This is a genomic window from Lacibacter luteus, from assembly GCF_004118265.1.
Classification (GTDB): domain Bacteria; phylum Bacteroidota; class Bacteroidia; order Chitinophagales; family Chitinophagaceae; genus Lacibacter; species Lacibacter luteus.
On record NZ_SDHW01000002.1, the window covers coordinates 185,569 to 212,284 of the forward strand.

At 40.3% G+C, this 26,716-nt stretch carries 27 protein-coding genes; 9 read left to right on the forward strand and 18 right to left on the reverse strand.

Going from position 1 to position 26,716, the window contains the following annotated elements; all coding sequences use genetic code 11:
- Positions 1 to 7: 7 nt before the first annotated feature.
- Positions 8 to 1,468: a TlpA family protein disulfide reductase gene (locus ESA94_RS08395; RefSeq protein ID WP_129130440.1), complete on the forward strand. Its 1,461-nt coding sequence runs from the start codon at positions 8 to 10 to the stop codon at positions 1,466 to 1,468.
- A gap of 10 nt (positions 1,469 to 1,478) precedes the next feature.
- Complete coding sequence (locus tag ESA94_RS08400) at positions 1,479 to 3,395, forward strand: peptidylprolyl isomerase (protein WP_164972679.1); 1,917 nt, start codon at positions 1,479 to 1,481, stop codon at positions 3,393 to 3,395.
- Positions 3,396 to 3,453: 58 nt separating this feature from the next.
- On the opposite strand, the gene ESA94_RS08405 is transcribed toward ESA94_RS08400, so the two are convergent.
- Entirely contained in the window at positions 3,454 to 4,407 is a 954-nt protein-coding gene (locus tag ESA94_RS08405) for a methylenetetrahydrofolate reductase (protein WP_129130442.1), read from the reverse strand.
- 163 nt (positions 4,408 to 4,570) lie between these two features.
- Here ESA94_RS08405 and lptB point away from each other — a divergent pair, with 163 nt between their 5' ends.
- The 7 genes from lptB to can all read left to right on the forward strand — a co-directional run bounded on the left by lptB (position 4,571) and on the right by can (position 11,487).
- Positions 4,571 to 5,344: an LPS export ABC transporter ATP-binding protein gene (lptB, locus tag ESA94_RS08410; protein ID WP_129130443.1), complete on the forward strand. Its 774-nt coding sequence runs from the start codon at positions 4,571 to 4,573 to the stop codon at positions 5,342 to 5,344.
- Between the two features lie 42 nt (positions 5,345 to 5,386).
- On the forward strand, positions 5,387 to 6,901 hold the full coding sequence (locus tag ESA94_RS08415; protein ID WP_129130444.1) for a GH3 auxin-responsive promoter family protein: 1,515 nt from the start codon (positions 5,387 to 5,389) through the stop codon (positions 6,899 to 6,901).
- Positions 6,898 to 7,848, forward strand: coding sequence for a phytanoyl-CoA dioxygenase family protein (locus ESA94_RS08420; RefSeq protein ID WP_129130445.1), 951 nt, complete (start codon positions 6,898 to 6,900; stop codon positions 7,846 to 7,848). Before ESA94_RS08415 ends, ESA94_RS08420 begins: the two co-directional genes overlap by 4 nt.
- 34 nt (positions 7,849 to 7,882) lie before the next feature.
- Positions 7,883 to 8,638, forward strand: coding sequence for a 3-oxoacyl-[acyl-carrier-protein] reductase (gene fabG / locus ESA94_RS08425; RefSeq protein ID WP_129130446.1), 756 nt, complete (start codon positions 7,883 to 7,885; stop codon positions 8,636 to 8,638).
- A 111-nt stretch (positions 8,639 to 8,749) separates the two neighbouring features.
- A complete protein-coding gene (locus ESA94_RS08430; RefSeq protein ID WP_129130447.1) occupies positions 8,750 to 9,049 on the forward strand; it encodes a hypothetical protein in 300 nt (99 codons plus the stop codon).
- 170 nt (positions 9,050 to 9,219) lie between these two features.
- A complete protein-coding gene (locus ESA94_RS08435) occupies positions 9,220 to 10,821 on the forward strand; it encodes a SulP family inorganic anion transporter (RefSeq protein ID WP_129130448.1) in 1,602 nt (533 codons plus the stop codon).
- A 33-nt stretch (positions 10,822 to 10,854) separates the two neighbouring features.
- On the forward strand, positions 10,855 to 11,487 hold the full coding sequence (can, locus tag ESA94_RS08440; protein ID WP_129130449.1) for a carbonate dehydratase: 633 nt from the start codon (positions 10,855 to 10,857) through the stop codon (positions 11,485 to 11,487).
- A gap of 29 nt (positions 11,488 to 11,516) precedes the next feature.
- Here the strand turns inward: can and ESA94_RS08445 are convergent, their stop codons facing one another.
- From ESA94_RS08445 to ESA94_RS08525, 17 genes are all read right to left on the reverse strand, one after another.
- Positions 11,517 to 12,155: a DNA-3-methyladenine glycosylase family protein gene (locus ESA94_RS08445; protein ID WP_129130450.1), complete on the reverse strand. Its 639-nt coding sequence runs from the start codon at positions 12,153 to 12,155 to the stop codon at positions 11,517 to 11,519.
- Between the two features lie 93 nt (positions 12,156 to 12,248).
- On the reverse strand, positions 12,249 to 13,022 hold the full coding sequence (locus tag ESA94_RS08450) for an enoyl-CoA hydratase/isomerase family protein (protein ID WP_205755939.1): 774 nt from the start codon (positions 13,020 to 13,022) through the stop codon (positions 12,249 to 12,251).
- Between the two features lie 53 nt (positions 13,023 to 13,075).
- Positions 13,076 to 15,151 carry a phenylacetic acid degradation bifunctional protein PaaZ gene (gene paaZ / locus ESA94_RS08455; protein ID WP_129130451.1) on the reverse strand — a complete coding sequence of 692 codons (2,076 nt, stop codon included), beginning with the start codon at positions 15,149 to 15,151 and terminating at the stop codon, positions 13,076 to 13,078.
- A 63-nt stretch (positions 15,152 to 15,214) separates the two neighbouring features.
- Positions 15,215 to 15,679: a DinB family protein gene (locus ESA94_RS08460; protein WP_129130452.1), complete on the reverse strand. Its 465-nt coding sequence runs from the start codon at positions 15,677 to 15,679 to the stop codon at positions 15,215 to 15,217.
- 163 nt (positions 15,680 to 15,842) lie between these two features.
- Positions 15,843 to 16,679, reverse strand: coding sequence for a translation elongation factor Ts (tsf, locus tag ESA94_RS08465; RefSeq protein ID WP_129130453.1), 837 nt, complete (start codon positions 16,677 to 16,679; stop codon positions 15,843 to 15,845).
- A 133-nt stretch (positions 16,680 to 16,812) separates the two neighbouring features.
- Entirely contained in the window at positions 16,813 to 17,709 is an 897-nt protein-coding gene (gene rpsB / locus ESA94_RS08470; protein ID WP_129130454.1) for a 30S ribosomal protein S2, read from the reverse strand.
- A gap of 94 nt (positions 17,710 to 17,803) precedes the next feature.
- Entirely contained in the window at positions 17,804 to 18,193 is a 390-nt protein-coding gene (rpsI, locus tag ESA94_RS08475; RefSeq protein ID WP_129130455.1) for a 30S ribosomal protein S9, read from the reverse strand.
- 53 nt (positions 18,194 to 18,246) lie between these two features.
- On the reverse strand, positions 18,247 to 18,690 hold the full coding sequence (gene rplM, locus ESA94_RS08480) for a 50S ribosomal protein L13 (RefSeq protein WP_129130456.1): 444 nt from the start codon (positions 18,688 to 18,690) through the stop codon (positions 18,247 to 18,249).
- Between the two features lie 255 nt (positions 18,691 to 18,945).
- On the reverse strand, positions 18,946 to 19,782 hold the full coding sequence (porG, locus tag ESA94_RS08485) for a type IX secretion system protein PorG (RefSeq protein WP_129130457.1): 837 nt from the start codon (positions 19,780 to 19,782) through the stop codon (positions 18,946 to 18,948).
- A 112-nt stretch (positions 19,783 to 19,894) separates the two neighbouring features.
- Entirely contained in the window at positions 19,895 to 20,773 is an 879-nt protein-coding gene (locus ESA94_RS08490; protein WP_129130458.1) for an NAD kinase, read from the reverse strand.
- 104 nt (positions 20,774 to 20,877) lie between these two features.
- Positions 20,878 to 22,371 (reverse strand): POTRA domain-containing protein, encoded by a 1,494-nt coding sequence (locus ESA94_RS08495; protein WP_129130459.1) that lies wholly within the window; start codon positions 22,369 to 22,371, stop codon positions 20,878 to 20,880.
- Positions 22,372 to 22,443: 72 nt separating this feature from the next.
- Entirely contained in the window at positions 22,444 to 23,103 is a 660-nt protein-coding gene (locus tag ESA94_RS08500; protein ID WP_129130460.1) for a CBS domain-containing protein, read from the reverse strand.
- A 14-nt stretch (positions 23,104 to 23,117) separates the two neighbouring features.
- A complete protein-coding gene (locus ESA94_RS08505; protein ID WP_129130461.1) occupies positions 23,118 to 23,891 on the reverse strand; it encodes an alpha/beta fold hydrolase in 774 nt (257 codons plus the stop codon).
- 80 nt (positions 23,892 to 23,971) lie between these two features.
- The gene (locus tag ESA94_RS08510) at positions 23,972 to 24,514 is read right to left on the reverse strand and encodes a CvpA family protein (RefSeq protein WP_129130462.1); all 543 of its coding nucleotides are present in this window, start codon (positions 24,512 to 24,514) and stop codon (positions 23,972 to 23,974) included.
- A gap of 2 nt (positions 24,515 to 24,516) precedes the next feature.
- Positions 24,517 to 24,966: a GatB/YqeY domain-containing protein gene (locus tag ESA94_RS08515; RefSeq protein WP_129130463.1), complete on the reverse strand. Its 450-nt coding sequence runs from the start codon at positions 24,964 to 24,966 to the stop codon at positions 24,517 to 24,519.
- 6 nt (positions 24,967 to 24,972) lie between these two features.
- Positions 24,973 to 25,317, reverse strand: a complete 345-nt coding sequence (gene gldC / locus ESA94_RS08520) for a gliding motility protein GldC (RefSeq protein WP_129130464.1) — start codon at positions 25,315 to 25,317, stop codon at positions 24,973 to 24,975.
- A gap of 26 nt (positions 25,318 to 25,343) precedes the next feature.
- Complete coding sequence (locus tag ESA94_RS08525) at positions 25,344 to 26,474, reverse strand: glycosyltransferase family 4 protein (protein WP_129130465.1); 1,131 nt, start codon at positions 26,472 to 26,474, stop codon at positions 25,344 to 25,346.
- Between the last annotated feature and the right edge of the window lie 242 nt (positions 26,475 to 26,716).

Here is a 26,716-nt window from a genome sequence, read left to right on the forward strand (position 1 = left end):
GGTCGCTATGAAAAAAGCAAGTCTATTTTTTCTTCTTCTTTATTGCTGCAGTGTATTGTTTGGGCAAGGCTATCGTATTACGGCAAAATATAAAGCTGTGCCCGATGCTAAGCTTTACCTGGGTTATTACTTCGGTAACCAGAAATATGTGTTGGATTCGGCAATGCTTCAACCAAACGGTGAAGCTGTATTTACCGGTGCCGAAAAACTTACCGGTGGTTTGTACATTGTAGTTGATCCTAAAAAATCTGTTTTCTTTGATATACTTATAGATAAGGAACAGGATTTTCGTCTTACCATCGACAGTAGCAATTTTACACTGCTGTCTGTAACCGGATCTGCAGAAAACAATTTTCTTGTAGCCTATAAATCAGCCTCGGCTTTCTTTTACCGTAATTACCAACAGCAGCAGGCTTCATTAGCATCGGCCAAAACAAAAAGCGACAGCGCAATTGTTTTAAAAAAAATGAATGCTGCCAATGAACAGATTCAGCAATGGCGTGACAGTTTTGTAACCGCACAAACCGACAGCTATCTTTCCCTGCTTTTCCGTTTGCTGAAGGAGCCGGTGTTTTCGTTAACAGGTGCAAAAACAAAACAGGATTCTGCTGCTGCCTTTTACAGTTATAAAAATCAGTTTTGGAAAGATGTTTCCTTTGCCGATGAACGTTTATTACGCACCCCCATGTTTGAACAAAGGCTCAATCGCTATTTCGAAACAGCAGTTGTGCGCCACCCCGACAGTTTAAAGCTTGAGTTGGATAAATTTATTTTGTACAGCCGTACCAACAAAACCATGTTCCGCTATTTCATGAACCGTTTTACAAACGAATACATGAATCCGAAGTACATGGGGCTTGATGTGGTGTTTCTTCATTTGTTTGAAAAATATTACCTCACCAACCAGGTTGATTGGCTTGAAAAGAAAGACCGTGACCTTGTTTTTAACCGGGCTTACAGTTTATATGGAAACATTATTGGCGAACCTGCAGCCGAATTAAATCTGCTTGATACGCTTAATAAGAATGTAAACCTGTATGCGGTTAAAGCCCCTTATACGATCGTTGTATTTTGGGATCCCGATTGCGGACATTGTAAAGAACAGGTGCCGGTAATAGACAGTCTTTACCGTTTACGTTGGAAAAAACAAGGAATAAAATTAGTTGGCGTGTTGAGCGATGGTGCCGGTATGGATGAAGCTAAAGCCAAAGAAACAAAAGCAAGATGGTTGGAGTTTATCCAAACACATCAACTCGAAGGATGGATGCACTGGCACCAGACAATAAAGATGCGTGCAGCCGAACAAGCCAATCAAACACCAGGATTTCGTCAATCGTACGATGTTTTTCAAACGCCCACAATATATTTGTTAGATGAACAGAAACGCATCGTTGCCAAAAAGATCAATCCCGAGCAGATAGATGAATTTCTGCAGTTCAAACAAAACAATACATCGAAAAACCCATAACCAAACCTGTATGCGCTACATTCTTTCTCTTTTACTGCTCACAGTTGTGCTTGGCAGTAACGCTCAAACATTGTTTACTTACGGCAGTAACAAAGTTGATAAAGGTGAATTCTGGCGAGCCTTTACTAAAAACAATACCGGCGCTGCCGATGAAAAAGCGATTCGTGAATACCTCGAATTATTTGTTCGTTTTAAATTGAAAGTACAGGCGGCTAAAGATGCAAAGCTTGATACGCTTCCCAACATTCAAAACGATATTGCTGCTTTTCGTGCACAATTAGCGGAGCAATTTATGCGTAACCAACCCGAAGTGGAAGCTCTGGCACTGGAAGCACTCGAACGCAGTGCAAGCGAAATTGAAATAGCACATGTGTTTGTAGCTTACGGAACTGACAGCAGCAAGGCCAAAGCTTCAATTGATAAAGCTTATGCGCAATTACAAACCGGCGCCGATTTTACCACTACTGCAACCAGTTTTTCTACAAACGACTATGTAAAATCAACCGGTGGTTATATCGGTTACATTACTGTGTTTAACCTTCCATATGCTTTGGAAAATGCGGTGTACAGTACAGCTGTTGGAAGCTATTCAAAGCCCGTGGCCGGTACAAACGGCTATCATATTTTCAAGGTTTTGAACAAGCGTGCTTCGCTGGGCAAATTAAAAGCAGCACAAATTCTTGTTGCTGTGCCTGCCAACGCAACAAAAGAAGAAATTGCTGAAGCAAAAACAAAAGCCGAAATGATTTATGGTCTCGTACAAAAAGGTGAGGCTTTTGAAAAACTGGCACAAACCTACAGCGACGATAAATTAACCTACAGCAATGGTGGTTTACTTCCCGAATTTGAATTTACACGGTACGATGCAACCTTTAGTACTGCTGCTTTTGGGTTGAAGAAGGACGGTGATGTTAGTGCACCTGTTCAAACAGTATCGGGCTTTCATATTATTAAACGTATTGGTTTAACGGCGCCACCTGCTGCAAAGAACGATCGCCAGCTGCTGGAAGATTATGCAGAAAAAGTAAACAATGATCCACGCATTTATGTTGCCTACAATAAACAAAAACAGCAGATATTAAAAGCTGTTAACTACAAAGCAATCCCTTATAAGGAAGCCGATGTATGGGTTGTTACAGACACTACTTTAAAAGCAACAAACTATATTTCATTTTATAAAGCCAACGAACAAAAGCTTTTGTTCTTACTCGGCACAAAAAAATATTCAGTTACCGACTGGCTTAAGTTTGTAAAAAACAAACAAACTGCAGGCTATACACCCCAACGTTCGCAGTACAAACAAATGATGGCTGAGTTTGTTGATGAAACTGCGGCACAGTATTACAAAGACCGCCTGGAGATCACCAATCCTGAAATCGGCAACCAGATAAAAGAATTCCGTGAAGGCAGTTTGCTGTTTGAAATAATGGAACGGAAGATCTGGAGCGTAGCTCCTTCAGACAGTGTTGGTCTTGTTACCTATTACAATAAAAACAAAGCAAAATACAATTGGCAGCCAAGTGTAAATGCCATTGTTTTCAATTGTGCTGATACCGCAGTTGCAAACCGTGCATTTGCGATGATGAAAAAAGATCCGCTAAACTGGAAAGCACATATGGAAATGTTGGGAGGTACAGCACTTGCAGACAGTAGCCGCTTTGAGCTGAATCAACTTCCTGCACCGGAAGGGACGGTGTTTAAAGCCGGTAATTTTACCCCTGTTGTAACAAACCCCAACGACGGATCTTCATCGTTCTGCTACATTATTAAAAATTACGAAGGCAAAGAGCAACGTAGTTTTGATGAAGCGAAAGGGTTGGTGATAAATGATTACCAGCTGGAGCTTGAAGAAAGATGGTTAGCGCTGTTAAAAAAGAAATACCCGGTAAAGGTGAATGAAGCGGTGCTGAAGAGCATGGTGAAATAAGACTTAATTAAAAAGCCCCCATCAAAAATGATGGGGGCTTTTTAATTATATACGTTTCTTACAACACATTCTTCACCACATTGTAAATCACTTTCGGGCTGCCGAGTGTGTAATAGTGTAACACAGGCACACCAAATTCTTTTAATTCTTTCGATTGCTGTATCAACCACTCTGTTCCTACTTTCTTGCAATCCTCATCTGTTTTTGCACGCATAATTTCATTGCTCAACTCTGTAGGTATATCAACATGAAATGTTCTTGGAATTACAGACAATTGCTTCTTACTCGTTAATGGCTTTAATCCCGGAATGATCGGCACTTCAATACCCATTTCTCTGCACGATTTTACAAACGCAAAAAACTTACTGTTATCAAAAAACATCTGCGTCATAATATATTCTGCACCTGCATCAACTTTATTTTTTAAACGCTGCATTTCAATTTCCTGGTTAGGCGTTTCAAAATGCTTTTCAGGATAGCCAGCAACGCCTGCACAAAAATCGGTTCGGAAACCATCACGAATATCATCTTCCAGATAAATACCGTGATTGAGGTTAATGGTTTGCTTCAGCAGATCAATGGCATACTTATGCCCATCGGTGTGTGGCTCAAAAAAAGTTTCGTTCTTGGCAGCATCGCCACGCAACACCAACACGTTCTGTACACCAATAAAGTTGAGATCGATCAATGCGTCTTCTGTTTCACGCTTCGAAAAACCGCCGCAGATCAAATGCGGAACCGCATCAAGATTATAATGGTTTTGTAAAGCCGCACAAATACCAACAGTGCCCGGACGCTTTCGCACTTCCACTTTTTCAAACGTACCATCTAACTTTTTCTTAAACACCTGCTCTGCACGGTGATAAGTAACATTGATCCACGATGGCTTAAACTCCATCAACGGATCGAGATGATCGAAAATAGAATTGATGGTTTTCCCCTTCAGTGGCGGAAGAATCTCAAACGAGACAAGCGTGTTTTTTGCCTGTGCAATATGTTCGGTAACCTTCATTATATACAGTGTTGATGCAAACATATAACAGGCTTGGCTTTTAATCAAAGATTGTTTATAGCTGAATCCCTTTTCAAAAACACCTATTTTTCACAATTCAGCAGGGTTTCGCTATACATTATTGCTTTGAAAACAGGTATTTTCGCAGCTACAATTTTATACGTTGAGTTTAACCATACACACTTCCGAACTGGTAAAGCGCTACCGCAGCCGAACTGTAGCAAACAAAGTAAGCATTGAAGTAAAGCAAGGCGAAATTGTTGGTTTGCTGGGACCAAACGGCGCCGGCAAAACCACTACCTTTTATATGGTTGTTGGTTTTATTAAACCCGACGAGGGAGAAGTGTACCTCAACGAAGAAAACATTACCAACATGCCCATGTACAAGCGTGCACAAATGGGTATTGGTTATTTGCCGCAGGAAGCAAGTGTGTTTCGTAAGCTTACTGTTGAAGAAAATATTGCTGCCGTGTTGGAAATGACGAAGCTGAGCAAAGAAGAACAGCGTGAAAAACTGGAAGATCTGCTGAGCGAATTTCGTTTGCATCATGTACGTAAAAACAAAGGCGATTCGTTAAGTGGTGGTGAGCGCCGACGTACAGAAATTGCCCGTGCGCTGGCCGTTGATCCGAAATTTATTTTATTAGACGAGCCTTTTGCAGGCGTTGACCCGATTGCAGTAGAAGATATTCAGTCGATCGTGGCCAAGCTTAAGTACCGCAACATCGGCATCCTTATTACCGATCATAACGTAACCGAAACACTTTCTATTTGCGACCGTGCCTACCTGCTCATCGAAGGAAAAATTTTCAAACACGGTACTGCCGAAGAACTTGCAGACGATGAACAAGTTCGTCGCCTCTATCTTGGCCGCAACTTTGAGTTGAAGCGTAAAGATTATCTGCACGAAGAGGCCAACAGAGCAGCAAATCAATAACCAATTTCGCAAGTCTGTTTAGTTTTTTTATCTTGCCAGCACATGAGACTGCTGAGCCCCGCCATATCAAGATTAGCCCGTTTGCGTATGTGGCGCATCGACAGCTGGATAAACAATCCGGTTGCGGCACAGCGTGAAGTATTGCAGGATCTTGTTACCACTGCTCAATACACCTTATTTGGTCAGCAATACCGATTCAGAGAGCTTTTTAATGTGCGTGATTTTAAGCGTACTGTTCCTGTACACGAATACGACGACATTAAACCGTTTATTGAACGGATGATGCAAGGCGAAGAAAATGTGTTATGGCCTACCCCTGTAAAATGGTTTGCAAAAAGCAGCGGTACCACCAGCGACAAAAGCAAATTCATTCCTGTAAGTGAAGAAAGTTTGAAAGATGGTCATTACAAAGCCAGCAAAGATGTACTTACACTTTACTACAATAATTTTCCTGCATCCGATCTGTTAACAGGTAAAGGACTTGTTATAGGAGGAAGCCATAATGTAAACCAGCTCAACGAAGAAATTCAGTTTGGCGATTTAAGTGCTGTGCTTATGCAGAATGCGCCTTTCTGGAGTAACTGGATACGTACGCCGGAATTAAGCATTGCCCTGATGGATGAGTGGGAAGCAAAAATTGAAAAGCTGGCTCTGAGCACCATTAACGAAAATGTCACTTCAATATCCGGCGTGCCTACCTGGAGTCTTGTGCTGTTTCGCCGCATTTTGGAATTAACCGGTAAAAAAAACATTGGAGAAGTTTGGCCTAATCTTGAATTATACATGCACGGCGGTGTATCGTTTGTTCCCTACCGTGAGCAGTTTCAGCAGATCATTGGCAAAAACATCAGTTATCTTGAAACGTATAATGCAAGCGAAGGTTTTTTTGCAGCGCAGGATAAACCGGGAGAAGATGGTATGCTGCTCTTCAGCGATCATGGAATTTTTTATGAGTTTATGCCAATAGAAGAGTACGGAAAGCGCTTTCCGAATACTGTTGGGTTAGATAAAGTTGAACTGCATAAAAACTACGCCATCATCATCAGCACAAATGGTGGTTTGTGGCGCTATCTTGTTGGCGATACAGTACAGTTTACTTCGCTTAGCCCTTATCGTATTAAAGTAAGTGGCCGTTTAAAACATTTCATCAATGCTTTTGGCGAAGAACTGATTGTTGATAATACCGATAAAGCCATTGCCATTGCATGCGAACAAACGGGCGCTGTTGTAAATGACTATACTGCTGCACCTGTTTATTTTTCGCATAACAATACCGGTGCACACGAGTGGTTGATTGAATTTGAAAAAGAGCCGGTTGGGTTAAACGATTTTGTATATGAACTGGATACAGCTTTGAAAAACCTCAACAGTGATTACGAAGCTAAACGTCATAAAAACATAGCGCTGCGTTTACCTTATGTACAACCTGTTTCAAAAGGAACGTTTAGCCGCTGGCTCGAAAGTAAAGGCAAACTTGGCGGACAACATAAAATTCCACGTCTCAGTAACGATCGCACTTATGTAGATGAGATCCGCTCATTCAATACTGCTTCATGAATCTGAAAGACAAATTAAAAGACTACAAGCTCGTTCACTGGTTCTATAATTTACTGCATGCAAAACAGCTGCGGCACAATAAACAGGCTTATGAAAAATACAATGTACATAAGCCCCTTTTCGATTCCATCAGCAGTAAAGACTTTCCCGATAAAACATCGCAGGCATGGCTCGATGTAAATGATTCTGCAATTGTAGTTGCACAAAAAAAACAATTTGCCAGTTTTACCAACGAAGTACAAGAGCAGTTACTGCAATGGAGCAGCAAGGGTTACCTCCATCTTAAAAATTATTTTACAGATGAGCAAGTGGATGAAGTAAACCTGGCTGTGGATGAATTGATTCACCAAAAACATTTACCCGTTACACACGATAACAAAGTAATGTTTGGCTATAAACATTCGCCTGCAATAAAAAACATGATGCAGGATTTGGGACTTACTCAATTACTTTCTTTTATACTCGATAAAGAAGTTGTGCCGTTTCAAACACTCAACTTTATAAAAGGCAGCGGCCAACGTGCACACAGCGACAGTATTCATATGACCACTTATCCGCTGGGCTATTTAATAGCTGCATGGGTTGCATTGGAAGATATTCACGCCGACAGCGGACCTCTGTTTTATTACCCCGGCAGCCATAAACTTCCATACTTGTTAAACGATGATTTTGCAAACTACAGCACACGCTTTAAGCTCGGCACTAAACATTACAGCGATTATGAAGATGTAACGGAAGAGTTGATTGAAAAATCGGGCTTGTCGTACGAAACCTTCCTTCCCAAAAAAGGCGACATCTTTATCTGGCATGCGAATCTTATACATGGAGGAATGCCTGTTATCAATCCGGCACTCAGCCGCAAAAGCATGGTTATTCATTTTTATGCAAAAGATGTTATTAAGTACCACGAGATAACAGAGCGGCCGTCCTTAATGGAAGAAGAATAAAACCCTTTACTTTGTACAATTCAATTATACTATTATGAAATTACTTGAAGGAAAAGTTGCCATCGTTACAGGCGCAGCCCGTGGTATTGGCGAAGCTGTTGCAATTAAGTTTGCAGAAAACGGAGCGAATGTTGCATTTACGTTTGTTAGCGACAGCAGTAAGGATAAAGCAGCTGCATTAGAACAAAAACTCACCGCATTCGGTGTAAAAGCAAAAGCCTATCAAAGCAATGCAGGCGATTTTGCTGCATGCGAAACTTTTGTAAACGATGTGTTGAAAGAATTTGGTACAATAGACATTTGCGTTAACAACGCCGGTATTTCCAAAGACAACCTGCTGTTACGTATGAGCCCTGAGCAATTTGAAGAGGTAATTAAAGTAAACCTCAACTCGGTATTTTACATGACCAAGCAGATCATTAAACCAATGATGAAGGCAAGAAGCGGCTCTATTATTAACATGAGTTCCGTAATTGGCGAAATGGGTAACGCAGGTCAAAGCAGTTATGCAGCAAGTAAAGCCGGGGTAATTGGGTTTACCAAATCGGTAGCGAAAGAACTGGGTAGCCGCAACATCCGTTGCAACGCCATTGCTCCTGGTTTTGTTGAAACCGATATGACCAGCTATCTTAAGGAAGGTGAGGCTGCAGATAAATACAAAGCCGGTATTCCTTTAGGCCGTTTTGCAAGTGCAGAAGATATTGCCAACGTAACCTTGTTCCTTGCCAGTGATCTAAGCAGTTATGTAACAGGCCAAACCATAAGCGCCTGTGGCGGTTTAAATATTTAACAATACACTGAAAATCAAACAGCTGTTAGCAAAAAAATGATAAAGGAATAAAAACCTTTATCATTTTTTTATGTTAATCTCAGATCCGGAGTCATATTTTTGCATGCCATAATGAAGAAGTACATCATCAGCATATTTCTGTCGCTTGTATTAAGCATCCAGCTATTACCGCTGGCGCAGATCAGTGCTGCTATGTATCAAAGTCAGCAGATGACGGAAGAACTTCCGCATAACGACACTCCCCCTACTCCTTCATTTACCGAAGAAATTCACAAACACTTTGTAACCGTTACAAATGAAGAGCTCATCCATTTAACCGAGCTTAGAGTTACAGAGCTTATTCATCATGCCGAAAAGGTTTATACAAGATTTTCGGATGATGTGCAGACACGCCCACCCAATGCGTGCTGATTAACCGGCAGCTTCCTTTGCTGCGGTATATAACAGAACTTTTTATTCAAACATTTTCGGCTTTCTGCTGTTTTAGGCATATGCTTCGTGCTTTGCTGTAAACATTGCATACTGTGTATTTCAAACGTGCATGTTTGTGTAACAGACATAACCCAACTGATCAAAAAAAAATGAAATTAGAAACGAAGTATTTTAAAACAGATCTGCTGGCAGGTCTTGTTGTTTTTCTGGTAGCACTCCCTTTGTGCTTAGGTATAGCACTTGCAAGTGGTGCACCTTTGTTTTCGGGAATTATTACCGGCGTTATAGGTGGTATAATTGTTGGTTTTTTAAGTGGCTCTAATTTAAGTGTTACCGGACCCGCTGCCGGCTTAACTGCAATTGTATTGGCAGGTATAACAACTGTTGGCTCTTACGAGCTGTTCTTGCTTGCAGTTGTTATTGCCGGAGTTTTTCAGCTGTTACTTGGTATTCTTAAAGCCGGCACTATCTCCAACTACTTTCCTTCGAATGTAATTGAAGGTATGCTTACAGGTATTGGTGTTATCATCATACTAAAACAAATACCGCATGCTGTTGGTTACGATAAAGACAGTGAAGGTGATTTTGCTTTTATTGAAAACAATACCGGCCACAATACCTTAACAGCTATTACCGATGCCATCAACTCGGTTCACTATGGTGCAATTATTATTACAGTTATCTGTATAGGAATTTTGATTGCGTTTAACAAAGTGCCGTTTCTGAAAAAGATTAAACTGATACCTGGCGGGTTGGTTGCTGTAATTGCCGGTGTGGTAATTAATGAATTGTTTATTGCCAGCGGTTCAATACTTGCAGTACAAAAAGAACATCTTGTAAACCTTCCTATTCCGGGATCGTTTAATGAATTTATTGGTCAGTTTTCGATGCCCGATTTTAAAGGGTTAACAAACAGCTCGGTTTGGATATTAGGTGCTACCATTGCTGTTGTTGCAAGTATTGAAACACTGTTGTGTCTTGAGGCTGCCGATAAAATGGATCCCCTTAAACGTTACTCAAGTGGAAATACCGAATTAAGAGCACAAGGTATTGGAAACATTCTTGCCGGTTTAATTGGCGGACTTCCTATGACATCGGTAATTGTTCGTACATCTGCCAACATTAACTCAGGAGGCCGTACCAAACTTTCTACTATTGCACACGGGTTGTTTTTGTTGCTTGCAGTTGTTTCCATTCCAACCATTCTTAATAAAATTCCATTAGCAGCATTAGCCGCTATTCTTATTATGATTGGTTTAAAACTTGCCAGTCCCAAAGTATTCAAACACATGTGGCATAATGGTAAGTTTCAGTTTATTCCTTTTGTAGTTACCGTTTTGGCTGTGGTGTTTACCGATTTGTTGAAAGGCGTAGGTATTGGCCTGGTTGTAAGTATCCTCTTCATTCTTCGTGGAAATATGAAACTGGCTTACTTCTTCCGTAAAGACCGCCACAAAGAAGGTGAGCTGATAAAAATTAAACTGGCGCAGGAAGTTTCGTTTCTTAATAAAGCCGCTATTAAACAAACACTGGTACATTTACCCGGCAACAGCAGAGTAATTATCGATGCAAGCGAAACAGTTTACATCGATCACGATGTATTGGAGCTGATTAAAGATTTTGTTGAATTTACTTCTGCAGAAAAAAATATTAAAGTAGACCTGGTAGGTTTTAAAGAAGCTTATAAAATAGACAACACAATGAGCCACGTAAGTGATGCTGATGAACAATTGGAAAAAGAAGTATTATAATTTTAAACTATTCACCATACTAAATTACAGAACATGAAATCATACGAAAAGTTACTTGCCGAAAACAAAACATGGGCAGCAGGAAAAGTAAAACAAGATCCCGACTTTTTTAACAGACTGGTTAACGTACAAAATCCTGAATTTTTATGGATTGGTTGCAGCGACAGCCGTGTACCACCCGATCAGATTACACAGACACAACCAGGTGAAATTTTCATTCATCGTAACATTGCCAACATGGTTGTTCATACCGATCTGAACATGCTGAGTGTACTGGAGTATGCAGTAAATGTGTTGAAAGTAAAACACGTTATTGTTTGCGGTCACTATGGCTGCGGTGGTGTTAAAGCAGCCATGACAAGAAAAAGCATTGGCTTAATTAACAAATGGCTCCGTAACATTAAAGATGTTTATCGTTTTCACCGTGAAGAGATCAACAGCATTGAAAGCGAAGATGAACGTGTAAATAAACTGATTGAATTAAACGTGCAGGAACAAGTAATGAATCTTGCTAAAACGTCCATCATTCAAAAAGCATGGAAAGACCGTCAGGCACCACACCTGCATGGTTGGGTATACGATCTCCACGATGGTGTTATTAACCCTGTGTTTGAAATGGAAGCAGGTACACATATCGATGAATTGTACGAGTTCGATAATCTCTAAATAAAAAGCCCCGCAAATGCGGGGCTTTTTTATGCTTCAATTTTTATGTTTCGTTTTTTGATATACGCATGCCATAAAATCATGGCTGCAATAGTGCGGTAAGGTCGCCAGGGTTCGGCTATTGTCAGCATCTCATCTTTTGTAACATGTGGATGCAGTTGCTTGGTTTCTTTCAAACTGTTCACCAATGCAATATCGCCTAACGGAAAAAGATCGGTGCGTTGCAATGCATGCATCAGGTACACATCGGTTGTCCAGTTGCCGATTCCTTTGATAGCTGTTAATTGTGTACGTACATCTTCATCCGTCATTTCCGGAAATTTTTTCAACTGAAGTTGCTTTGTAACAATAGCTGTTGCCAGCTCTTTTGCGTACAGCTGCTTTTGCCGTGTAAAGTAACATTCACGTAACTCTTCGTTGCTCATTGCCAGGATTTTTGCCGGTGTAACAACTCCAATTCTGGATTTCAGCTTTTTGTATGCAGCAAAAGCAGAAGCAAGTGATACCTGTTGTTCAAGAATAGTAAGAATGAGTGTTTCGAAACCTTGCTTGCGTGTCCACATGGGAGGATAACCATGTTTTTTAATAATACCACGCAGGTGTTTGTCCTTTTTTGCAAGCAGATCACAATGCGATTGAAAAGAGTCGGCAGAAAAAGTATGAATCATTTAGCTAAGAGATAAAAAAAGCAATGAAGAAAAAAACAATTTGGAATTCGGAAAAATATAAGCGCAATCTCTTTTTTTTTCTGTCCACTCATTTTAGCTCTTAGCCTTAAATTTTGCAATAGCATTTTTTGTAAACTCACTCAGCACCAAACGTCCGCTGATCTTTGCCCGTTCAATCAGCAGCTCATCCCAATGCTCTGTTCCTTTCCAGAAAACTTTTTTCATTTCGAGCATTGCCTCAGGTGAAGAATGAGAGAGTGTATTGGAAAGTTTTGCAATTGACTCGTCCATTGATTCTACAGTTGGATGTACTTCAGCAAACAACCCTTTTCGTTTTGCCCAATCGCTGTTACGCCAGCTGCCTGCATCTATTGCCAGTTGAGAAAATGCAGATAAACCGATTTTTCGTTCCACAGCCGGACCAACAACGAACGGACCAATACCAACAGCAAGCTCACTCAGTTTTACATCAGCACCCTCAACAGCAATGGCATAATCAACTGCAGCGGCTATACCAACGCCACCTCCTACACATTTCCCATGTATACGACCAATTACAAGCTGGTGACATTTACGTAATGCATTTATTACATGCGCAAAGCCGCTGAAAAAATGCAAGCCTTCTTTTTCAGTTTTAATTGCAGTTAGTTCTTCAAAACTTGCTCCTGCGCAAAAAGCCTTTTCTCCTGCAGATTTTAAAACAATCACCAAAACTTTCGGATCAGCGGCAAGTTGCGTAATAGTATGTGCAAGCTGCTGTAATGTTGCAGAAGGAAGAGAATTACTTTGGGGATGAAAGAATTCAACTGAAGCAATGCCCTGATGTACTTCTTTCTTTACGTACGGTTCTGTAATCGATGTTACCATAAAACGCTTTTTCTTACTCTTAAATTACTACGGGATTATTACAAAAGCAACGCTTATTGCTTTAATTTCTTTACCATCGTTAAAATTGTAGCAACGCCTGTTAGTTCGTCTGCTTCATCGAAGAATTCCACCAGCCATTTAACAATTCCTTTTTCAATATCATCGCCACGCTTGAAGTCTTCAGGTTTTTCGATAACCCGTTTATCGTTGGGCAGTTTTTCTTTGCAGGTAAAGCGGATATATACTTCAGCACCGGGATACACCGGTTTGGTAAATCGTAACTCGTCAATGCCATAGTTTAGCAAAACAGGATTGATCTCGTAGCCGTCTACAAACAAACCTGCAGCAATACTCATGATAAAGTAACCATGTGCCACCTGTTGTTCAAACATAGTACCTGTAAAATCAGTTGTTTTAATGTGTGCATAGAAATGATCGCCACTGAGATCAGCAAAGCGATCAATGTCTTCGCTTGTGATGATGCGCTTTTCAGTAACGATCTGATCACCGATCTGCAACTCTTCAAAGTATTTTTTAAACGGATGTTTGCCCGGATCTTTTCCAATTGCATTCGGTTGGTAAACATTTGTAACAGCAGTAATACTTGTTGGCGAACCTTGTATGGCCGTACGTTGCAGATAATGTTTTACGCCACGCAAACCACCCATCTCTTCACCACCACCTGCTCTGCCTGGACCACCATGCACCAACAAGGGCAACGGTGAACCATGACCGGTGCTTTCTTTTGCGCATTCATTGTTCAACACAAGTATGCGACCATGATGTGTTGCTGCACCAATTACATACTGTCGTGCAATGTTGTGATCGGCTGTTACAACAGAAGAACACAAACTACCCTTACCCAATTTGCTCAATGCAATAGCATCGTCCATTGTTTTGTAAGGCATAATGGTACTCACCGGACCAAATGCTTCTACTTCATGCACATGAGCTGAAGCCCATGGCAATTCATTAAGCAATAATATGGGCGAAAGGAAAGCACCTTTACTTGCATCAGCATCTATCACATCCACACTATCCAGACTTCCATATACAATTTGTGAGGATGCTAATAATTTCTGCACTTGTTCTTTTACTTCTTTACGTTGTGTTTCGCCAGCAAGCGAACCCATCCTTACTTTTTCATTGAGCGGATTACCGATCGTTGTTTGTGCAAGTGATGTGGCGATGGCTTTCCACAAATCTTCCATCTTATTTTCAGGAACAAATATTCTTCTGATGCCTGTACAACGTTGTCCTGCTTTCAAGGTCATTTCTTTGCGAACCTCTTTTACAAATATCTCCCACTCAGGCATACCTGGGTTTACATCATCACCCAATACAATACAGTTGAGCGAATCGGCTTCCATATTGAACGGAACATTTTCTTTCAGAATATTCGCATTGCTCTTCAGCATCAAACCTGTTGATGCACTTCCGGTAAACGTTACCACATCCTGGCTGTTTACATGATCGAGCAGATCGCCTGCGCTGCCGCAGAGTAATTGCAATGCACCTTCAGGTAAAATGTTTGAAGCGATGATCTCTCTCACTACTGCTTCGGTTAAATAAGCAGTTACCGTTGCTGGTTTTACAATTGCAGGTACACCGGCTAATAAATTCACAGCAATTTTTTCCAGCATTCCCCACACCGGAAAGTTGAACGCATTGATATGCACTGCTACTCCTTCTTTTGGTGAAAGAATATGTGTGCCCATGAATGTATTGTTCTTGCTGAGGTTGTGACTTTCGCCATCAATACAAATTACATCATCGGGAAATTTGCGACGGAGTGATGCATTGGCAAAAAGATTACCAATACCTCCTTCAATATCTACCCAGCTATCGGCTTTGGTAGCGCCTGTTTGGTAAGAAACTGCATAAAATTCAGGTAGATGATTGCGCAGATGCAATGCCAATGCCTTGAGCATATTGCCCCGTTCATGAAAAGTCATTTTCCGCAAGGCAGGATTGCCAACTGTTCTTGCATAATTGAGAACAGATGCAAAGTCTAAACCCTTTGTTGTTGCAGCAGCAACAGGATCACCAGTAACGGCATTGTATAAAAGCTGCCCATCACCATCGCCATTAATCCAGCTGCCGGTAATATAATTTCCGAGTTTGTTCATATAAACTACTAATCGTTAGGTTAACGAAGTTAAGGCAGGACTGCTATTATAAAACAGATGTGGTCATAATAAACCAAACTGACGAAGATGATGTGTTACATGTTTATAATGTAACCTTACCCATCCTTCAAAATCAAGTTCGCCAAATACAGGATGCACAGCAGTCGTAGCTACGTTCGTTTCGTAAAAATGGAAGAAATGATGCACCTCCTTCTCCAATTTATTTACAGCTTCTTCTACAGTTGGGTAATGAACCGGAAATGGTTCTTCTCCAATAATATTTACTGGTGCTTTTGTATTTTCTCTGAACTGTTTATCACTCATCAAAAACTCTTTGAGCTTCGGCATATGTTCCGGTGGAGAAACAAGATCGAATTTTATTTTTTGTGTTGATACTTTGAAGAAAGCAGTTACATGCTCCACCATTTGCTGAAAATTCATTTTACCCCATTTCGGTTGAGTATTTACATCGGCTTCCCGGATGATCGAAATGTATTGTTCCTTTAAAAATTGAAGTTGCTCCTGCATAGATAGAATTTGTTATACCAAATGTAAAGGATTGACAAATAGGTATGCCATACTTGTGCAACTGTCGCTATTGTTTGACAAGTCTTAAAGTATGGCATACCTAAATAAAAAATCCCGTGCACTTTCGTACACGGGACCGTTTTATCAGGATTACATTATAAGCTTATCCTAAAGCAACACGCTTGAAGGTTGTTACTTTCACATCACCTGAAGATTTCAGGTAATCAGCAACGCTCTTAGAAGCATCTTTTACGAAAGCCTGCGCTAACAAAGTTTGTTCTTTAAAGAACGCATTCATTTTACCTTCAGCGATCTTAGCGATCATCTCTTCAGGTTTGCCAGCCATCTTCGGATCTTGTTTCATCAGATCAACAATGATGTCTCTTTCACGTGATACTACATCAGCAGGAACGCTGTCAGCATCAACTGCTACCGGGTTCATAGCAGCAATTTGCATTGCCACATCTTTACCGGCATCAGCAGCTTCTTTATCTAAACCAACCAATACACCCATGCGGTAAGCACCGTGAATGTAAGATGCTACGTAAGGAGCTTCAATACGTTCGAATTTGCTAACACCAATTTTTTCGCCGATTGCAGCGAGTTTATCGTTGATAAGATCAGCAACTTTTGCACCGTTTACTTCAGCAGCATTCAGTTCATCCACACTCTTTACATCGTTTGCTACAGCAGCATCTGCAATAGATTGTGCAAAAGCAACGAAGTCGGCATTCTTACTTACGAAATCTGTTTCGCAGCTAATGCATACTACGTAACCAACTTTGTTATCTGCGCTTGTTTGTGCAATCACCACACCTTCTTTCGCTTCACGGTCGCTACGTTTAGCAGCCACTTTCTGGCCTTGTTTACGTAACCAGTCGATCGCTGCTTCAAAATCGCCGTTTGTTTCAGTTAACGCTTTGCGGCAATCCATCATACCCGCACCGGTAGCCTGGCGGAGTTTATTAATATCCTGTGCACTAATTGTTACAGTTGACATTGTATAAAATTTGAAAATTTAAAATCGAGTTCATTGTAAAATGCTTTCTGCAAAAGTTCATGTTTCAACTTAAGCAGAAAGCATTTTTATTTTATGAGATAGTTAATTTCTCAAGGGTTACTTTCTGCAGAAATTATCTTGCAGAAGTACGCTTTTGTGTGCTTGGTACACGACGCTTAGGAGCACCGCCAGGACCACCTGCGTTGTTACCGCCTTGTCCACGGCCACCGCCACGGTTACCACCACGTCCGCCTCTGTCACGACCACCTTCTTCACCTTCGTCGAACTTAGGACCTCTTTCTTCTACTTCTTCAGTTTCTTCTTCCTCTTTTTCAACCTGGCGTTCAGCTAAACCTTCAGCAATAGCTGCAGTGATGTATTGTGTAATGATAGCGATTGACTTTGTAGCATCGTCGTTACCCGGAATAAAGTAATCAACTTTATTAGGATCGCAGTTTGTATCAACTAAACCAAAAGTTGTGATACCTAAACGTTTTGCTTCAGCCAAACCAATGTGTTCGTGACCAATATCAACGAGGAACAAAGCAGCAGGTACACGGCTCATGTTAGCGATACCGCCCAATACTTTTTCCATTTTTTCTTTATCACGGCTAAGTTGTAAACGCTCTTTCTTAGTAATGCTGTCGAAAGAACCGTCGTTCAACATTTTTTCAATGCTCTGCATTTTCTTCACACTCTTACGAACAGTGTTGAAGTTTGTTAACATACCACCCAACCAACGGTCAGTTACGTAAGGCATGTTTACTTTCTGTGCACATTCTGTAACGATCTCTTTAGCTTGTTTCTTAGTAGCAACAAACATGATCTTTTTACCGCTGCGTGCCAGTTGTTTCATTGCAGCTGCAGTTTCCTGCAAACCTTCAACTGTTTTGTTGAGGTCGATGATGTGAATACCTTTCTTTTCAGCAAAGATGTAAGGCAACATCTTGGGATTCCACTTCTTCTTCAGGTGACCAAAGTGTACACCCGCTTCGAGTAATTGCTGTTGTAATGAAGTGTTATTTTCCATTATAATTTGTTTATCGTTTTTTGATTCTTGTTTCTTGTTTGGTTAGGGTAAAGTGGTTTAACAATAAACCACAAACCCACAACCATAAACTATATTAACGTTTAGAGAACTGGTAGCTACGACGAGCTTTCTTCTTACCAAATTTCTTACGTTCAACACCACGAGGATCACGTTTCAGTAAACCTGCAGCTTTCAATACAGGACGATATTCAGGATTCACTTCCAGCAAAGCACGGGCAATACCCAGTTTCACTGCTTCTGCCTGACCTTTAATACCACCGCCATTAGCGTTGATCTTTACATCAAACTTGTCTAATGAATCAACTGTTTTTAAAGGAGCTTCTACCTGGTTTTGTAAGTAAACCAAGCTGAAATATTCTTTGTAGTTTTTGTCGTTCACAGTAATTGTACCGTTACCCTTGCTGATGAATACACGGGTAATGGCTTCTTTACGGCGACCAACTGCGTTTTTTTGCTTTTCCATTTATCTTTTGTTTGGAATGTTAATGTTGTTTAACCCTGAGCGGAGTCGAAGGATTAAAATTTCAGTTCTTTAGGTTGTTGTGCAATGTGTGTATGTTTATCGCCAGCATATACAAACAACTTCTTGTACATTTTACGGCCAAGGCGGTTTTTAGGTAACATGCCTTTGATAGCACGCTCTAATACCACTTCCGGACGACGACGCAGAAGGTCTTTAGCGATTTCAATTTTCTGACCACCAGGATAACCACTGAAGTTTTGGTACTCTTTGTAGTTTACTTTGTCGCCAGTGAATTTTACTTTTTCAGCGTTGATGATGATTACGTAATCGCCACAATCAACGTGAGGAGTGTAATAGGCTTTGTTTTTGCCACGCAGAATCGCAGCAATTTTTGAACTCATGCGTCCAACGGTTTGATTGGTGCCGTCAACAACGTACCAGTTACGTTGCACGGTAGCCTCGTTCGCATGCTTCGTAGTGAAATGTAATTTGCTCATTGTATTTAATTTTTACCACGCCATCCCGTGGTTATTAGAAAAATCCCGTTTTTTGGAACGGGTCGCAAAGGTAGGCACAGATTGTCCACATTGCCAAAGAATGCAGGAAGTATTTTACAACGCACTTTTGCAAAGCATTGATTTACAGTAAAAATTTTGCAACATTTTTTAAGTGGGTCGCTGAAAAGCTTATTCATCAAGCAAAGCACTCAACTTTCTTGGCAAGAATTGACGCTGACAAAGGCTTTTGGCGAATTAATTGGAAGTAGGACAGCGGTAAGAGGTAATGCTGAAAGTAACTCCGATTGTTGCCATTATATATTGATCTCTTTGTCCGCTAAATCCACGTTGCGAGCCTGCCGTACCAATACGGGTGCCGGTTTCGTAGCTGCGGTCTTGCAGAAAAGATGCTGCCGAGCCTACCGGGTAAGTGGCCAAACCGGCATAAGTGCCGGATACATCGTCGATAAAATCGGTGGTAGTAAACCTGTGGGCAACTTCGAAGTTGATGTTTGTTTTATCGTTTAACGCATACTTAAAGCCCACACCAACAGGAAATGCCACAGCTGTTGTAGAATACAGTTCTCTGTTAGGATAAGCGGCCGACCCCTGCCCTTCCGTTCCTAAAGGACGTAAAAAATACTTCGTATTATCGAGGTAAGCATATGGGTCGAAGTTAAACACCCCTGCACCAAAAGTGATGTATGGTGTAAAGCGTTCGCCAGGGTTTGTTGGGTTAAAGCGGAAGAAATTAAAATCGCCCTGTACCATCATTTCCCAAAGATTCGTGTTAAAGCTAAGGTTACGGCGTATGCGGAACTCATTCTTCTTTTCATAAATATCGCTGTAACCAAGCTGGGCAAAATTGGCACCAATGCGAATTGCAACATAGTTATTTATCTGCTTGCGAAAGAAAACCCCGGCTGCAATTTTAGGACGGTTTAGCTTTTTATCGGGATTAAGATCGCCAAAATAATGAGCGGCCCCAAGCTGAACGCCAAACTCACCTTCGTGGCGGTACCCATCATACTGGGCAAACAGTTTTGCAGATAATTGGGTAAACAGGAAAAGAGAGAAGAGGATTTTTTTCATCAGTTTTATTTCTCAAGAATGTAATAACGCAAATATCAGGGTTTTCATGTGCTGGAAATGCATGTTTTTATAAGTGAGAAACTTGTGGGGTTAGGTGTGCGATTATTATCCATCAGTTTCTGCGGTCGAGCCCCCACGATAATTTGTTGCGCAGTGTTTGTAAAAAATTGTTTTCGTTTAAGCGAATAAGGCTTACAGTAAAATCTTCCTTTTTCACTGCCAGTTGTATTGTTTTCTGCACGATCTCTTTTCTTGAGTCGAGTGTACAAAGAAAACTGTCGGTACGTCCTTCAATTTCAAAAGAAATGATATTGTTATCGGGCACCACAATCGGACGCACATTCAAATTATGTGGCGAAACCGGTGTTATTACAAAACTACCTGAGTCGGGGAATACCACCGGACCATTGCAACTGAGCGAATACCCGGTTGAGCCTGTTGGTGTGGCCACAATTAATCCATCTGCCCAATAGCTGTTTAAAAATTCGCCGTTGAGGTATGCATGAATTTTGATCATGGATGATGTATCGAGCTTATGAATAGCAAATTCATTCAACCCATAAGGTGTATCGCCAAAGAGCGGCATATTACTATCGAGATGAATAAGCGTACGCTCATCCTCTACGTAAGTGTGGTTTTTTAATGACGCTACTACTGTTTCCAGTTCTTCACGCCCGATACTTGCCAGAAAACCCAATCTGCCAAAGTTGATGCCCAGTAACGGAATAGGTTGCTCACGCACCATTGTAACGGTGTCGAGCAGGGTACCATCGCCACCAAGACTTATCATACATTCAAAAGAATCGTCCAGATCTTCGTAGGAATGAAATAAAAGGGGCTCCTGCGTAAACGCAATATCTTCTTTGATCTGCTCAAAAAAACCCCTGTAAATAATTGCCTGAATATTGTTGGCTTGTAACTCTTCTAATAAGCGCTTAATATCTTCTTTTTGCTCCGACTCGTAAACCCTGCTGTAGATTGCTACTTTCATCTGTTTAATATTTGCTTATACACTGTGTACTACCAATAGTAAAAAGTATAACGCTCTTGTTTTATTAAAAATGTCCGTAAACATTTCGCAGAGAAGATAAAGAATTAAAAATCTCTGCGCATGTGTAAAAATAACCCGTTTTGCCCCAACTGGTTAAAGGAATATTCAAAACGTGCAACAAAATCGTAATAGCTCAACACATCAATACCTGCACCATAGGTATACAAAAATTTGTTGTTTAAAACACTGTTGCTGCCGGTTGGCAAATGGCTTGCACCAATATCGCCATATACTTTTGCAACAATCTTAAATGGTATTTTCTTATACTTCTCGTTCTTTATTATAAACGTAGGCACATTAATATTTGCTACTTCCTGTCGAAATGTTCCCTTTAAAATTCCGGCCTGCACACCGTCAATTACATAGTATTCAAGACCACGTAATACCCAGTCGCCATAACCAAGTGCAGCCAGGTTATACATGGGTTGTTTAAAAGGAACTTTAACCATGTAATACCCAACAAGGGAAGTAGATGTTTTTTTTGACAGCTGAAAAAATTTACCGCCCTTACCTTGAAAATGCCACAGGTTCATGCCTTTTGATCCCAGGCCTCTCTGTGTAAACGAACCGCTGAATAAAAAACCCTTCCACGGATACACATTGTTATTGGCATTATAGTATTGATAGTTGTATACAAATTCGCCATAGCGTTGGCGAGATTTGTTATCGGTGAAATAAGGCAGATACCCCTTAATTGCATTGTTTTGTATAATGGTTGCAATGGTGTCGGGTATTACCTCGTCTACATAACTTAAACGAAATGTATGGCGATGATTTACTCCTTTACGAATTGTATAACCTGCTTCTATTTTAAGAGTGGTTTTTACAAAGCTGCTTATCTGTGCATTGCTAACAGGAAAAAAAACCTGTTTATTACTGTCTGTTGCATAAGCCATCTGTCTCGATTGCTTATAAAAAATTCCTCCCAGAAAACCTTTCTCAAGTTTTTTATCTGCATATGGTTGTTCGTAAAAAATTGAGTACTCTCTAGTATAACCGTTAATAAAATTGAAGTTGAGCTTATCTCTTCTGCCGGATACATTATCCCAAACCAACTTTAAACCATAGTTTACACGTTCGAGACTTCCATCCTGTTCAATTAACCATTGATTGGGATTGCGATCGACAAGTTTAAAATAAGGTGAAGGGAAAATATACCAGCGTTCTTTTACATCAATCAAAAGATCGATATGTGTTTCGCTCCAGTTTGTTATACGTGGAATAACTTCCAGAAAAAGTAATGTATTAAACACATTCAATCTGGCTTGTTCAATTACTCCTTCCAACTGGTTGGCTAAAAATTTTGATCCTGCACGAAAAGGAACTTCACGAAGTATGATATACTCCTTTGTTTTGTTATTGCCGTTAATGATAACGGATCGTATTGTAAGTTCTGCAGAGTCGGGAAACTGGTGGATGATTTTTTGAAGCCTTTGTTTTGCAGTATCAATTGCAACCGAAGGTTGAGCATGCAGCTGTTGAATTGCAAATTGCAACACAATAAATAAACAAATGCTATAAATCAGTTTTGGGTGCATTACTCATTTTCTGCTAAGGACAGATCTTAAATGTACTATGAAAAACGCAGAAACTGTTAAAGCTAACAGAAACTAAATGTTAAGATAATTCATGAGGTGATCGTAGTTCAAACGCAGCTCTTCTTCCGAAAGATTTTCACCAAAGTACCTTACTACGTTATACTCATATCGTTCGAACGATGCAAGAATATCCTGGATATCGCTTTTATTTACTTTGATGGCCACCATTAATTCGCCTGTTGAAGAATCTGTCCAGGTATTAAGATGAATGATGCGGGCATTATTCGATTCAACAATACGGCCAATTTCGGAAATATAAAAACTGGAGGGATTGATTTGCAGAATAATTATACCGCCCGGCACTTGTGCTGCAGTATAATTTGCAGCTGCATGCAGTAATTCGTCTTTTGTAATTACACCTAACAGATCGCCATCATCTTTTACAACAGGTAATACAGCAAGCTGCTGTTGATGCATAACTCTTAAAGGCACGAGAAAAAAATCAATTGGATTTATTTTCACAGGCGACCCTATGTGCAATAAAGCAGAAACAGCAGACCGCTCATCGGCGTTCTGTGCTTCAGCTTCTGTAATTAGTCCGAGATATTTTTGTTGATCTACTACCGGCAGCTCACTGATTCTGTACTCCTCCATCAGATCCAATGCCTGCCGAACTGTATCTGTGGCTTGTAAAGCGGGGATAGAATTTGTTATGAGTTCGGAGGCTGTCATTTTCAATTTTGTATTTAAACCGGTACAGGTGCATTTAACTTGGTAAGAAACCCATTGAGTATTTCGTTGAACTCATCGGGCCTTTCCATCATGGGTGCGTGCCCGCATTTATCAATAAAATGCAACTCTGAGTTTGGAATAAGCTTGTTAAACTCTTTGCCAACAAACGGCGGTGTAATAGTATCGTTATTACCCCAAATCAACAGTGTTGGTGTTTTAATTTCTTTAAGCTCATCGCCAAGGTTATTACGGATAGCGCTTTTTGCCAATGCAATTACCTTAATTACTTTAATGCGTTGGTTTACGATGTCATAAACTTCATCAACCAGCTCTTTTGTTGCCATCGCCGGATCGTAAAACGTTACCTCCGTTTTTTTACGGATGTATTCGTAATCGCCACGTTTGGGATAGGTATCGCCCATACCATTTTCAAATAAACCCGAGCTCCCGGTAAGTATCAGCGATTTTATCCTTTCGGGATGTTTAAGTACATGCACTAATGCAACATGCCCACCCAAAGAGTTACCAAGCAAATGAATATTCTTATAATCTTTAAACTCTATAAATTTCTGTACATGCTTTTCTAATCCGCCAACAGTTGTGTGCAGCAGATCCAGATCGAACAAAGGGAGCATTGGCACAACAACTTTGTTGCGTTTGCTGAAATAATCAATGAGGTCTTTGAAATTACTTAATGCACCAAACAACCCATGGAGTAACATCAGCGGCTCGCCTTCGCCTGCTTCTATGTATCTAAATTTTCCTTCCTGTTTAATTTCGTAGTTCATGTATTGGCAGCAAATAACAGTTGTTAATTGCTAAAATAGTTGATTTGACTGAAAAATAGTAATTCAGTTACAGAATGATCTTATTGCGGCTGCAGTTGCTTCCCCATCTTTTCGAAGAATTGCTGCAGCTCAGAAAACATATTGCTGAAGATGGGTATTACAATACCGATCATTTCAATAACCTTCGGTCCAAGTGGCGCAATGTACGCATATGTGATGGATGTTGTTTTTGCTTCTTCGGTTATTAGTTTCAGTTGTGTTCCGTAAAACAACAATACACTAAAAACAAGCAGATACATACAGGCATATACCAACACACCACCCAGTTTATTTAACCACCCCATCCATGCGAGATCAACTGCTTTCTCAATAAGTTTTGCAACCGATCTTACAACAAGTATTACTAATAAAAATACCAGTGCAAATGCAAGAAACGGTAACCATTGTACATTAATATTTGTAGACTGTGCCAACCATGCTGCAACTACTGTACTTAATTTAAGTGCAGCGGGCAGACCTATTATAAAAGCAAGAATAGAAAATACCGCAATAATTAATCCATTGCGTATTCCTTTTACGGCTGCAAATACAAGGGCAATTGCTACAAGAATATCAATAAACATTATTACTTGCTTAAAAGCTCTTTTACAACAGCGCTGATGGCTTTACCATCGGCCTGTCCGGCCAGTTGTTTACTTGCTACTCCCATTACTTTACCCATATCGGCAGCAGAAGTTGCACCAACTTGTGTAACAATGGCTGCAATAATATTTTTTAATTCTTCTCCTTCAAGCTGCTTTGGTAAGAACTGTTCAATTACTGCAATTTCTTCCTGTTCTTTTTGTGCAAGATCGGTACGGTTTTGCTGTTGAAAAATTTCCAACGAATCCTTCCGTTGCTTTACCAGTTTTTGCAACAATTTAATTTCATCATCTGCTGTTATTTCTCCACTACCGCCTGATGTTTTGGCCAACAAAATAGCTGCTTTAATGGCTCTTAATCCACGCAGGGAAGCTTCGTCTTTTGCTTTCATGGCATCTTTCATTTTCGCCATGATATTTTGTTCGAGACTCATATACGTTTACTGGTTTTGTTGAAGTTGACTCTTTTTAAATTTTTGCATGAAATCTTTTGCAAACTCTTTCATTTCTGCACTCAGCTCCGGCTGATTGGTTGCACGATTAAATGTATCGGCCATCGTCATTAACAACTGGTAATAAAAATCGGCCATTTCATCCACCATCATATCCTTTGTCCAAAGATCAATACGCAGAGCCGATTTATCTGCACCATCCCAAAAAGCAACCATCATTGCTTTTGCTATTTGCTCCATGTCAGCATTGCTGTCGCTGGCTTTCCACTTGATCTGTTCAGGCACTTTCTGGTCGTCCAGGTATACATCAATTGAAATATTACTTTTATGCATAGTGTAAATTGAGGAGCAAAGGTAGGTTATTCAGTTGTGGCAGCGAGTTGAATGCATTGCCACATTTTTTCTGCAGCATCATCCCAGTTATAGAGCTTAACTCTTTCACTGCCATTGGCAATTAAACGGCTGCGTAAGTTTTCATCTTTATAGATCAACATCATTTTTTCAGCAATATCCTCTGCACTTTCGGGGTTAATGTACAAATAAGCATCAGCGCCTACTTCCGGCATTGCGCTACTGTTTGCTACAATTGCAGGTACAGCACATTGCAATGCTTCAAGTGGAGGTACAGCAAATCCTTCAAAGTAAGAAGGGTACACCATTGCATAAGCCGATGCTGTTAATATTGCCAGCTCATTTCGTTGAAGATAGCCGGTAATAATCACATCGTTTCTAAACTTAAATGTAGCAAGCAGCTTGGTAAACTCTTCTGTTTTCCAGGCCAGCCGACCCGCAATTACAAGTTTCATATTGCTGCGAAGTCTTTTTTTGAACAATGAAAAAGCCTTCAACAGATTGATGAGGTTTTTTCTTGGATGAATAGATCCTGTATATATAAAAAACTCTGCACCATCGGTATATTTTGTTTTTATGCTTTCACTCTCTGCTTCTGTTACCGGTTGAAAAATTGCATTTGCTGCATTACCAATAACCTGGATTTTGTTTGCAGCTAATTGAAAATGCTGCAGCATATCCTGTCTGGAATAATCAGACACAGTAACAACAATTTTTGCTTTATTCAAAAAGCGTTTTGTATTTTTCTGATAATAACGCAAATGTGCTTTTGAAATAAATTGCGGATAGTGTAAAAATGCAAGATCGTGTACAACCAGACACTGCGGTACAGATGTGGTTAACGAACAAAATCCATCAGGACTAATAAACACATCGGCCTTAATACGTTTTAAATAAATCGGCAGCATCCAATTGTACCAAATCGTCCATGCAAGAGGAAACCTAGCCTGTGGCTTTATGACTATTGGATGAATATTCGTGGCGTAAATAAACTTTTTATCAAAAGGCCTGTCGAAAAAGAAATAAAAATCATGTTCGGGATGATTTTTTGCTATCCGTGAAAAAATCTCTTCGATATAATATCCAAACCCCTCAAGTTTATCGGGAAGCAGCGCTTTTGTGTTAATTGCGATCACCATAAAGTGGTAGCAAAGTTATGTGTGAAATTGAATGCACAATTTTTCCTGTTTTGTTAAACAAAATGAGGGAATTATGCAGCTTGTATCGTTGAATTCCTAAGCACTTATTCAAAATAAGTACTATAGGAATTGATAGCACGGGCATTTAGTTTTGCTTTTGAATGCGAAAAATGAGCTTAATAAATCAAAAATGCGGCTAACAATGAGAAAAACTGCAGAAAATACGGTGCTCAATCTTAGCG